This window comes from Acidimicrobiales bacterium (genome assembly GCA_035540975.1).
Lineage (GTDB): Bacteria > Actinomycetota > Acidimicrobiia > Acidimicrobiales.
Genome location: DATLFN010000157.1, coordinates 1 through 10,870, shown reverse-complemented (window position 1 = coordinate 10,870; position 10,870 = coordinate 1). Strand labels below are relative to the sequence as shown.

Sequence of the window (10,870 nt, the reverse complement as noted above, 5' to 3'; positions counted from 1 at the left end):
GTCCTCAAGGGACATGCACAGAACGGCGCTCGAAGCGCTTCTACGAGGCGACCTTCCCCGGCCACCATCGTTGACCGCGCGGCATCGTGAGGTCAATGCAAGAAAGTCCTTGACACCGGAGGGTGGATAGGGAATCACCGCCCCAGCTTGCCACCCGCGGCGCCGAACCCGGCTGCCGCCGGTACGCGCGCTCCCTAGAGTGAACTGGTGCCGCCGTACCCCGACGTCCCCCGCCAGCCCGACCTCCCCGCCCTGGAGGGGCGGGTCCTGGCCTTCTGGGCGGAGGACGACACCTTCCGGGCGTCCATCGACCAGCGGGAGGCGGGCGACAACGAGTTCGTGTTCTACGACGGCCCGCCGTTCGCCAACGGGCTCCCCCACTACGGCCACCTGCTCACCGGCTACGTGAAGGACGCCGTCCCCCGCTACCAGACGATGCGGGGCCGCCGCGTCGACCGGCGCTTCGGGTGGGACTGCCACGGGCTGCCGGCCGAGATGGAGGCGGAGAAGGAGCTCGGCATCAGCGGCCACGTCGAGATCGCCAGGTACGGCATCGACCGCTTCAACGACGCCTGCCGCACATCGGTGCTCCGCTACACCAAGGAGTGGGAGTCGTACGTCACCCGCCAGGCCCGCTGGGTCGACTTCTCCCGCGACTACAAGACCCTCGACCTCCCCTACATGGAGAGCGTCCTGTGGGCGTTCAAGCGCCTGTGGGAGAAGGGGCTGGTCTACGAGGGCTACAAGGTCCTCCCCTACTGCTGGGAGTGCGAGACGCCGCTCTCCAACTTCGAGACCCGCCTCGACGACGCCTACCGCCCCCGCCTCGACCCCGCCGTCACGGTGCGGTTCCGGCTGGAGACGGGCGAGGACATCCTGGTGTGGACGACCACGCCGTGGACGCTGCCGTCCAACCTGGCGCTCGCCGTCGGCCCCGACGTGGAGTACGCGGTGTTCGAGCAGCCCGACGGCCGGCGCACCCTCATCGGCGCGGGGACGGCCGACCGCTACGCCGACGAGCTGGCCGGTGCCACGCGCACGGGGACGGTGGTCGGCGCCGACCTGGTCGGCCGGTCGTACACGCCGCTGTTCCCGTTCTTCGTGGGCACCCCGGGCGCGTTCCGGGTGCTCGGCGCCGACTTCGTGAGCACGGAGGACGGCACCGGCACCGTCCACCTGGCACCCGGCTTCGGCGAGGACGACCAGCGCCTCTGCGAGGCCAACGGCATCCCGGTCGTCGTGCCGGTGGACATCCACGCCCGCTTCACCTCGGAGGTGCCCGACTACGAGGGCCTCCAGGTGTTCGACGCCAACCCCCGCATCGTGGCGGACCTGGAGGCGGCCGGGGCCCTCGTGCGCGAGGAGCGCTACGAGCACAGCTACCCGCACTGCTGGCGCACCGACACGCCGCTCGTCTACCGCGCCGTCAGCTCGTGGTTCGTCGAGGTCACCGCCATCAAGGAGCGCGCCCTCGAGCTCAACCGCGACCAGATCACGTGGGTCCCCGAGCACGTCCGCGACGGTGCGTTCGGCAAGTGGCTGGAGAACGCACGCGACTGGTCGATCAGCCGCAACCGGTTCTGGGGCTCGCCCATCCCGGTGTGGAAGAGCGACGACCCGGCGTACCCGCGCATCGACGTGTACGGCAGCCTCGACGAGATCGAGCGCGACTTCGGCGTGCGGCCCGCCGACCTCCATCGACCCGCCATCGACGACCTGACCCGCCCCAACCCCGACGACCCCTCGGGCCGCTCGACGATGCGCCGCGTGGAGGAGGTCCTCGACTGCTGGTTCGAGTCGGGGTCGATGCCCTACGCCCAGGTGCACTACCCGTTCGAGTCGACCGAGTGGTTCGAGTCGCACTTCCCGGCCGACTTCATCGTGGAGTACGTCGGCCAGACGCGGGCGTGGTTCTACAACCTGCACGTGCTCGGCACCGCTCTGTTCGACTCCGCCCCGTTCCGCACTTGCGTCGTGCACGGGGTGATCCTGGGCGACGACGGGCGCAAGGCCTCCAAGCGGCTGCGCAACTACGTCGACCCCGAGGAGATGTTCGCCACCTGCGGGGCGGACGCGGTGCGGTGGTTCCTCCTGTCGTCGCCCGTGCTGCGGGGCCAGGACCTGATGTTCACGCGCGGGGGGGTGGAGGACGCGGTGCGCCAGGTGATCCACCCGCTGTGGAACGCATGGCACTTCTTCACCCTCTACGCCAACACCGACGGCCGGGCCGCCCGGTGGCGGACCGACGCCTCGGGCGTGCTCGACCGCTACGCCCTGGCCAAGGGTGCCCAGCTCGTGCGCGACGCCACCGAGCGCATGGACGTCTACGACCTGGCCGGAGCGTGCGCGGCGGTCGACGCCTTCCTCGACGCCCTCACCAACTGGTACATCCGCCGCTCACGGGACCGGTTCTGGAGGGGCGACGCCGACGCGTTCGACACCCTCTCCACGCTGCTCGAGGTGCTGTGCCGCGTGGCCGCGCCGCTGCTGCCCATGGTGACCGAGGAGGTGTGGCGGGGGCTCACCGGGCAGCGCAGCGTGCACCTCGCCGACTGGCCGGCGGCGGGCGACCTGCCCGACGATCCCGAGCTGGTGGCGGCCATGGACCGGGTCCGCGACGTGTGCTCGGCCGCCCATTCCGTCCGCAAGGCGCGCGGCCTGCGGGCCCGCCTGCCGCTGGCCTCCCTCACCGTCGCCGCGCCGGACGCGGCGACGCTGGAGGCGTACCGCTCGGTCATCGCCGACGAGGTCAACGTCAAGGACGTGCACCTCACACCCGACGTCGAGGCGGTGGGCGAGCTGCGTCTCCAGGTGGTGCCGGCCGTGCTCGGTCCCCGGGCGGGAGCCCGGGTCCAGCCGATCATCCGGGCCGTGCGCGAGGGGCGGTGGGCCCGGCGCGACGACGGCTCGATCGAGGTCGAGGGCCGGGTGCTGGGCGACGACGAGTACACGCTGCGCCTGGTCCCCCGCGACGAGTCGGCGGCGCGCGCCCTGCCCGGCGACGCCGGCATGGTGGCGCTGGACGTGCACGTGACGCCCGAGCTCGAGGCCGAGGGGCTGGCCCGCGACGTGGCCCGCCTGGTGAACGAGGCGCGCAAGGACGCCGGCTTCCACGTCTCCGACCGCATCACCCTCGCCGTCGCCGCCCCCGCCGACGTGGCCGCCGCCGTGGACGTGCACCGCCGGTTCGTGGCCGAGCAGTCGCTCGCCACCGCCGTGGACGTCTCCGAGCTGACGGACGGCGACGACGGCAACGCCTACGCGCTGGCCGACGGCCGGCCCGTGCGCGTGACCGTCGCCCGCGTGTAGACGGGCGAGGCCAGAAACGTTTGCCGCGTTCGCTACCGCAGGGTCCGTGGCCGCACTCGCCGCCGGAGGCGGCCTCTGCGGCTGCGGACACCGGGAAAGGACAGGCGGAGGCGGCGCGAGCTCCGCTCGCCCGCCGGAGCACGATCCAACTCGACCGAATGGAGTGAGCGAAGCGAGCGAATGAGGTCGACGCGTCTAGACGGGCGAGGCGGCGCGGCCGGCTGCGGTCAGAGCAGCGGTCGCTTCTTGGCCGCCGGCGCCTTCTTGGCCGCCTTCTTGGCGGCCGGCGGCGGGGCGGCGGGCGGCGCCACCGTGGCGGTGCGGGTGGCCTTGGTCGCCTTGCTGGCCGCCTTCGCCGCCTTGGCCGCCGGGGCGCGGCGGCCGGCCGCCTTGGCCGTGCCGGGCGACGCCACCGGGGCGGCGGGAGCGGCCTTGGTGGCGCCTCGCCGGGCGGGAGCCTTCGAGGCGGGCGCCTTGGCCAGCGGCGCCCTGGTGACGGGCGGGGCCTTCTTGGCCGCCGTCCGGCGCCCGGCCGGTGCCGGCGCGGTGGCGACCGGCGCCTTCTTGGCCGGCGCCCTCTTGGCCGGCGCCTTCTTGGCCGATGCCTTCTTGGCCGGCGCCTTCTTGGCGGCGGCCCGGGTCGGCGGAGGCGTCACGGGAGCCGGGGCGGGCTCGGGGGCCGGCGCAGCCGCCTCGTCGACCGGGACCTCCTCGAACATGTCGTCGATGTACTCGAGGATCTCGACCCGGTTGAGGCCCCGCTCCTCGCGGGCCGCCACCATGTCGAGCTCGTCGTCGTCGAGGTCGTCCAGCATGGCGATGATCTCGCCGGCCGACAGCTGGTCGTAGTCCTCGATGGGGAAGTCGTCGTCGTCGCCGCCGGACGAGGCCGCCACCGGGGCCGGCTCGGCAGCCGGCGGCTCGGGCTCGGCCAGGTCGTCTGCCGCCAGCGCCTCGTCCTCGGCGGCCTCCAACTCGTCGATGCGGAGATCGACGCGGCGGATGATGGTCGCCCGGTTCTTGCCCTGCTCCTCACGCTCGCGCACCATGTCGAGCTCCTCGAGGCGCAGCTCGGGAAGGCGCTCGAGGATCTGGCTGGCGCGCATCGAGTCGTAGCCGGGGATCGGGAAGCCGTCGTCCTCCGGCATGGGCTCGGGCTCGGGCTCCCGTGCCGCGAACCTCCCGGTGGCGGCCGCCGGCTCGGGCTCGGGCGCGTACGCGGGCTCCGGCTCGAACGCCGGCTCCTGCCGCGACGGCTCGGCGCGGCTGACGGGCGGCGGAGGCGGCGGCGTGGCCGGGATGTCGACGCGCGTGGCCGCCGGGCTGGACGACGGCGCGGACGGCGCGGTCGGCGGGCCCCACGAGCTCGGGCGGGACGGCGTCGACGGGCCACCGGCCGTCGCCGTGGAGCTCTCCTGGCGCCTGGCCATGCGAGAGAACACCACGAGGACGATCCCGGCGATGACGCTGCACGCGATCGAGAGATAGATCGGGCCGAGCGAGTTGCTGACGAAGCCGATCACCAAGGCGACGGCGCCGACCACCACCAGCCCGATAGTCACGAGAAGCAACACGAAGCCACCATTCGAGTCGTCGACGGAACCTGCGCATCCTAGGCGCGTGCGCGCCGCGGGCGGGCGGAGGTCAGGAGCCGGAACGAGCGTCCCGGTATTCGGACTGCGTGCGGTTGCCGCCGGGCATGCCCGCGAAGCCGAACGGCCCACCGTCGCCGACGCCCGGGCCCGGCGCGCGCCGAGGAGCCTGCGGCGGGGGCGGCGCAGGTGTCGCCAGAGCCTCGTCGAGGTTGCGAGCGGCCTCGGTGAGCACCGCCTTGGCGCGCGACCGCTGCTCGTCGAGGTAGCCGACCAACCGGTCGACCTCCTCGCGCAACTGGTCGCGCGCCTCGGTCAGCTGCCGGACCTCTTCGCGTGCCTGCGTCTGCGCCTCGTCGGTGAGACGGCGAGCCTCCGCCTCGGCCTCGGCGGTGATGGTGGCGGCCTCGCTCTCGGCCTCCTGGAGCAGGCGCGCCGCCTGCTCCTTGGCCTCCTTCATGGCGAGGTCGGCGGTGCGCTGCGCGAGCACGAGGGTGCGGCGCAGCGAGTCGTCGTCCTCCCGCCGCTCGCCGACGGCCTGCTCGGCGCGCACGGCCCGCTCGGTCGCCTGGCGCAGGCGCTCCTGCACGATCTCGAGCCCGGCCGCCACCCGCTCGAGGAACTCGTCGACGTCGTCCTGGTGGTACCCACGGAGCTTCTCGCGGAACTCGACCTGACGGATTGTCTGCGGGGAGACGTCCACGCTGTCCGATGGTACCGCTGCGCCCGGGGGGCTCGTCACACGCCTGCCGTGACCAGGAACGTCAGGGCCCGTGGCCGCACTCGCCGCCGGTCGGGTCGAAGCACTACAGGCTGAACCGGCACCCGAGGAGCGGGAAGAGCAGCAGTTGGGCGCCGAACACCACGATGATGGGCGACAGGTCGAGGCCCATGCCGCCCACGCCGATGGGCGGGAGCAGCCGGCGGATGGGGCCGAGCACGGGCTCGGTGATGTTGTAGAGGAACGAGAACACCGGCGCCATGGGCGAGTCGGGCGAGATCGGGAACCAGCTCAGGACGATCCGCCCGAAGATGGCGACCAGGTACAGGCTGAGCAGCAGGCAGACGACGTTCACGTGCGGTACAGGCCACGCTCTTGCAGCCGCCGCTTCTCCTCGGCCGACACCTCGACGTTGGTGGGGGTGAGCAGGAAGACGTGGTCGGCGACCTTGTCCATGGACCCGCCGAGGACGTAGGCCGCACCGCTGCAGAAGTCGATCATGCGCCGCTCGAGCTCCCGCTCGGCCGCCTGGAGGTTGACGATCACCGGCTGGCTCGCCTTCAGCCGGTCGCCGATCTCCTTGGCGTCGGGGAAGTGCGACGGCGCGATGACGTGGACCTTGGCCGTCTGCGCCTGGGGCACGGCTCGCACGACCGACGGGCGGGGCGTCACCGACGCCACGCCCTCGGGAGGTCCGGGCGACTCGCGCGGCAGCGTACGGATGCTGCTGCTGCTGGGCGCCGGCTCGTAGGCGGGCTCGGGGGCGTACGACCGGGGCCCCGGCCGGGACGGCGCTGGCGCCGGCTCCTCGTACGAGGGCTCGTAGTCGTCGTAGTCGTCGTCGACGAGGCCGAGATAGACCATCGCCCGCCGGAGCATGCCAGGCATTTACGAGCCTCCTTGTGCGGCAGGATAGTTTCGTCGACCGGCGCGATCGGGGACCGGGCGGGGACCGAAGAGCGCCTGGCCCACGCGGACCATGGTCGAGCCCTCCTCCACGGCGACCTCGAGGTCGCCCGACATGCCCGTCGAGACCTCGCGGAGCCCGAGGCTGCGGGCGAGGACGGCGAGGCGGCGAAACTCGGCGCGCGGGTCGTCGCGGCCGCCCACCGCCATCAGGCCGCGCACGTCGAGGCCGAGGGCCGACAGCCCCTCCACCAGGCCGGGTGCGTCGTCCCACGTGCACCCGTTCCGGTTCGCCAGGCCGGTGACGTTGACCTGGACCAGCACCGAGGCGCCGGGCGCGTGGCGGGCGATCTCGCGTCCGGCGCCCAGGCGGTCGACCGACTGCCACAGGGCGACGACGGGTGCCAGGTGGCGGACCTTGCGTCGCTGCACGGCGCCGAGGAAGTGCCAGCGGCCGCCGTCGCCGATGGCGTCGGCCTTGGCCACCAGCTCGTGCGCGTAGCTCTCGCCCAGGTCGTCGAGACCGGCGGCGCGGGCGGCGGCGACGGTGTCGCGCCCGAACCCCTTGGTGACGGCGACGAGCGTGACGCGCCGGCCGCCGGCGACGGCGTCGATCCTTCGGCGGACGCCCGCCACGCGGTCGGCCAGCGTGGCGACGGCTGTCACGCCGCCCTCCACACGACCATGGCCTGGCGCTCGGGCTCTCGCCGCGCCCGGTACGAGTAGTGGCGTTCGGCCGCGCAGGCCGTGCACACGCCCTCGTCGGCGGCCAGGTCGGCGCCGGCACGCGCCAGCGCAGCGCGCACGGCCGCCGGCAGGTCGAGGGCGGGCAGGCCGGAGGAGGTGACGGCCCGCACCGACGGCCCCAGCGCGCCGGCCACCCGCTCGAGCTCGGAGGCACCGAACTCGTAGCACTCGGGGCGGATGCACGGGCCCAGGGCGCCCAGCACGTCGGTGGCGCCGAGGTCGCGCATCACCGCGACGGCGCGCTGGACGACTCCGGCGACCAGGCCCGCCCAACCGGCGTGCACGGCGGCGACCACGCCTTCGGGGCTGGCCAGCGCGACGGGCGCGCAGTCGGCCGTGAGCACGGCGAGGGGCACGGCGGCGTCCGCCGTGACGAGGGCGTCACCCTCGTCGCCGCGGACGACCCCCGGGCGGGGGCGCCCGACGACCACCACGCCGTCACCGTGCACCTGGCGCAGCCACGACACCGGCGCCCCAACGAGGTCGTCGAGCCGGCCGGCCGTCGCCGGTCCGGCCGGGCGCAGGTCGCCCTCGGCGCGGCCCGTCCACCGCACGCGCGCACCGAGGAGCGCGCCCGCCGCTCCGGCGCGGGCGTCCAGGCGCTTCACGGGCGCGGTCACCGCGGTGATCAGCGCAGGAAGGACGGAACGTCGAAGTCGTCGTCGCCGAGGTCGATGTCCTCGTCGGCGGGCATGGCGAAGGGGTCGGGACGCGGCGGCGGGGCGGACCGGGCGCTGCGCTCGCCGCGGTCGCGCTCGTCCCGGCGCGAGGACCGGAGGTCGGCGGCGGGCTGGCGCTCCTCCTCCCAGCGGTCGAACCCGGCGGCGATCACGGTGACCCGGACCTCGTCGCCCATGGCGTCGTCGATGACGCTGCCGAAGATGATGTTGGCGTCGGCGTGGGCGACGCCGTGGATGATCTCGGCCGCCTCGTTCACCTCGAACAGGCCGAGGTCGCTGCCGCCGGCGATGTTGAGCAGGATGCCGCGTGCCCCCTCGATGGAGGCCTCGAGCAGCGGGCTGGTGATGGCGGCCCGGGCGGCGTTCACGGCCCGGCCCTCGCCCGACGCCGTGCCGATGCCCATGATGGCGGTGCCGGCGTTGCTCATGATCATCTTCACGTCGGCGAAGTCGGTGTTGATGAGGCCCGGCGTCGTGATCAGGTCGGTGATGCCCTGCACACCCTGGAGCAGCACCTCGTCGGCCATCTTGAAGGCGTTGACCATGGAGGTCTTCTCGTTCGACACGGTGAGCAGCCGGTCGTTGGGGATGATGATGAGGGTGTCGACCTTCTCCTTGAGGGTCTGGATGCCGGCATCGGCCTGGACCGCCCGCCGCCTCCCCTCGAAGGCGAAGGGACGGGTGACCACGCCGATGGTGAGGGCGCCCAGCGACTTCGCCACCTCGGCCACCACGGGGGCGCCTCCGGTACCGGTGCCGCCGCCCTTGCCGGCGGTGATGAAGACCATGTCGGAGCCCTTGAGCACCTCCTCGATCTCGTCGCGGTGCTCCTCGGCCGCCTGGCGGCCGACCTCGGGGTCGCTGCCCGCCCCGAGGCCGCGCGTGAGCTGGCGCCCGATGTCGAGCTTGACGTCGGCGTCGCTCATCAACAGCGCCTGGGCGTCGGTGTTGATGGCGATGAACTCCACGCCCTTGAGCCCGGCGTCGATCATCCGGTTGACGGCGTTGACGCCGCCACCCCCGATGCCGACCACCTTGATCACGGCGATGTAGTTCTGCGATGCGGCCATGGACTGCCTCCCTCGGTGCGGTCCTGCCGCGTCGACGTCCCGGAAACGTTCGCCACCGCCTCGGCGAGGTGCGTTCGCATGGGGCTCCGGCCCGGCCTCAACCTCTAGTGCAGGGTTAGAGTTATGTCAACCTCTTGCAACGGTCGAACATTAGCCACATCGTCAACGGCGGGTCAAGGCTGGTGCCCGCGGCACGCGCACGTCGATCACGGCCACGCCGGCGAGCTCGGCCCGGGCCAGCACGGTGGCCAGGACCCGGAACTTCTCGTCGAGGTCGACAGGCGGGCCCAGGCGCACCACCCCGCCCGGGGGCACGAGCTGGAGCTCCACCTCACCCCCGGGGACGGCGGCCACGTCGGCGATGCGCGAGCGCAGGTCGTCGGGGAGGGCGGCGGCCACGGCCAGCGACGGGCGCGTCTCCCCGCCGACCGTGGTCCCCGGCCGGCCGGGCGCAGGGACGGCACCGAGGACGGGGAGCCCGGGGGGCTTCTCCGGGCCGACGGCGAGCACCCGCCCGGTCCCGTCCGCCAGCGCCCAGGTCCCCTCGCCGGCGGGGAGGACGGCCGCCGGCCGGCGCTCGACGACGTCCACCCGGATCGTGGACGGCCACTGGCGACGGGCCCGGGCGTCCAGCACCCACGGGAGCGCCTCCACCCGGCGGGCGAGCGTCGCCGTGTCGACGTCCAGCATGGGCGGCGACGACGCCAGGTGGCCGAGCTCGACGACGGCGTCGTGCCTGGTGTGCTCGGCGCCCCGGAGGACGACCCGGTCGACGTCGAGAAGGGGCGAGCGCGTGGCGCCCGCCGCCCCGGCCACGGCGGCGGCCGCCACGACGCACGAGACCACGATGCGCCGCCGGCGCCGGCCCTCGTCGCGGCGGACCTCGATGCGGCGGCGCCGGATGCGCGGGTCGATGGGCAGCGCCGGGGGCGCGGCGCGTGGGGCCGGCGCCGGCTGCTCCGGCGCCCCGGTCTCCTTGTCCCGCTCCTGGTCGAACAGCTCCGGTCCGGGGACGGCCCGCAGGTGCCCGCGCCACCGCCTGGCCCGGCGCGGCGACGCCACCGGCGGCCGGGCCGGCGGCGGCTCGCCGGCCTGGTCGTACAGGGTCGGCGGCCCCCCCCGCCGTCCCCGCTGGCGGGTCTGCGTCAACGCTCCTCCTCGAAGCCCACCAGGCGCAGCTCCGGCTCCAGGTGCACGCCGGTCGTCTCCTCCACCCGCCGCTGCACCTCCCGTATGAGTGCCATCACGTCGTCGGCCCTCCCGCCCTCGTCGGCCTGGATGAAGTTGGCATGCTTGGGCGACACGGTGGCGGACCCCACCCGGAAGCCCTTGAGGCCGGCGGCGTCCACCAGGCGGCCGGCCGAGTCGCCCGGGGGGTTGGTGAACACCGATCCGGCGTTCTGCCCGCCGGGCTGGTGCTCCCGCCGCCAGCGCACGATCTCCCCGAGACGCGCCTCGCAGCCCTCGCGGTCGCCCGGCGCCAGGGCGAAGGTGGCCTCCACCACCACCTCCGCCGGGCCGAGGGCGGACCGCCGGTAGCCGAGGGCGAGATCGGCCGCCGTCCGCTCCACCGGGCGCGCCCCCACCAGGTCGACCACCCGGGCCGTCAGGAGGGAGGCGGCGACGTCGGAGCCGTGGCCGCCGGCGTTCATGCGCACGGCACCGCCCACCGACCCGGGCACACCCACCGCCCACTCCAGGCCGGTCAGGCCGGCGGCGGCCGTGCGGCGGGCGACCACGGGCAGGAAGGCCCCCGCCCCGGCCCGCACCCGGCACGCCCCGGCGTCGACGTCGACCGCACCGAGCCCCTCCCCCACCACCACGGCCAGGCCCGGGAACCCCCGG

Annotated in this window: 10 protein-coding genes; 1 reads left to right on the top strand and 9 read right to left on the bottom strand. The window is 74.1% G+C overall.

Features of this window, described 5'->3' with window-relative positions; translation table 11 throughout:
- The first annotated feature begins 207 nt into the window (after positions 1–207).
- Complete coding sequence (ileS, locus tag VM242_15660; protein ID HVM06596.1) at positions 208–3,309, top strand: isoleucine--tRNA ligase; 3,102 nt, start codon at positions 208–210, stop codon at positions 3,307–3,309.
- A 227-nt stretch (positions 3,310–3,536) separates the two neighbouring features.
- Here the strand turns inward: ileS and VM242_15655 are convergent, their stop codons facing one another.
- The 9 genes from VM242_15655 to murB form a co-directional block, all read right to left on the bottom strand.
- Positions 3,537–4,883 carry a hypothetical protein gene (locus tag VM242_15655; GenBank protein HVM06595.1) on the bottom strand — a complete coding sequence of 449 codons (1,347 nt, stop codon included), beginning with the start codon at positions 4,881–4,883 and terminating at the stop codon, positions 3,537–3,539.
- A gap of 70 nt (positions 4,884–4,953) precedes the next feature.
- Complete coding sequence (locus VM242_15650) at positions 4,954–5,604, bottom strand: DivIVA domain-containing protein (protein HVM06594.1); 651 nt, start codon at positions 5,602–5,604, stop codon at positions 4,954–4,956.
- A gap of 103 nt (positions 5,605–5,707) precedes the next feature.
- Complete coding sequence (locus VM242_15645; GenBank protein HVM06593.1) at positions 5,708–5,977, bottom strand: YggT family protein; 270 nt, start codon at positions 5,975–5,977, stop codon at positions 5,708–5,710.
- Positions 5,974–6,510, bottom strand: a complete 537-nt coding sequence (gene sepF / locus VM242_15640) for a cell division protein SepF (GenBank protein ID HVM06592.1) — start codon at positions 6,508–6,510, stop codon at positions 5,974–5,976. Before sepF ends, VM242_15645 begins: the two co-directional genes overlap by 4 nt.
- Positions 6,511–7,194, bottom strand: a complete 684-nt coding sequence (locus VM242_15635; GenBank protein ID HVM06591.1) for a YggS family pyridoxal phosphate enzyme — start codon at positions 7,192–7,194, stop codon at positions 6,511–6,513.
- On the bottom strand, positions 7,191–7,895 hold the full coding sequence (locus tag VM242_15630) for a polyphenol oxidase family protein (protein HVM06590.1): 705 nt from the start codon (positions 7,893–7,895) through the stop codon (positions 7,191–7,193). The genes VM242_15635 and VM242_15630 overlap by 4 nt, the downstream gene beginning before the upstream one ends.
- Before the next feature lie 8 nt (positions 7,896–7,903).
- A complete protein-coding gene (gene ftsZ / locus VM242_15625; GenBank protein HVM06589.1) occupies positions 7,904–9,025 on the bottom strand; it encodes a cell division protein FtsZ in 1,122 nt (373 codons plus the stop codon).
- Between the two features lie 162 nt (positions 9,026–9,187).
- Positions 9,188–10,174 carry an FtsQ-type POTRA domain-containing protein gene (locus tag VM242_15620; protein ID HVM06588.1) on the bottom strand — a complete coding sequence of 329 codons (987 nt, stop codon included), beginning with the start codon at positions 10,172–10,174 and terminating at the stop codon, positions 9,188–9,190.
- On the bottom strand, positions 10,171–10,870 hold a 700-nt coding region (gene murB / locus VM242_15615; protein ID HVM06587.1), incomplete at its 5' end, for a UDP-N-acetylmuramate dehydrogenase. The genes VM242_15620 and murB, both read right to left, overlap by 4 nt.

Bases quoted from the DNA above. Each gene is read 5' to 3' on its own strand.
- sepF (HVM06592.1), bottom strand. From the start codon at position 6,510: ATGCCTGGCATGCTCCGGCGGGCGATGGTCTATCTCGGCCTCGTCGAC.
- ftsZ (HVM06589.1), bottom strand. From the start codon at position 9,025: ATGGCCGCATCGCAGAACTACATCGCCGTGATCAAGGTGGTCGGCATC.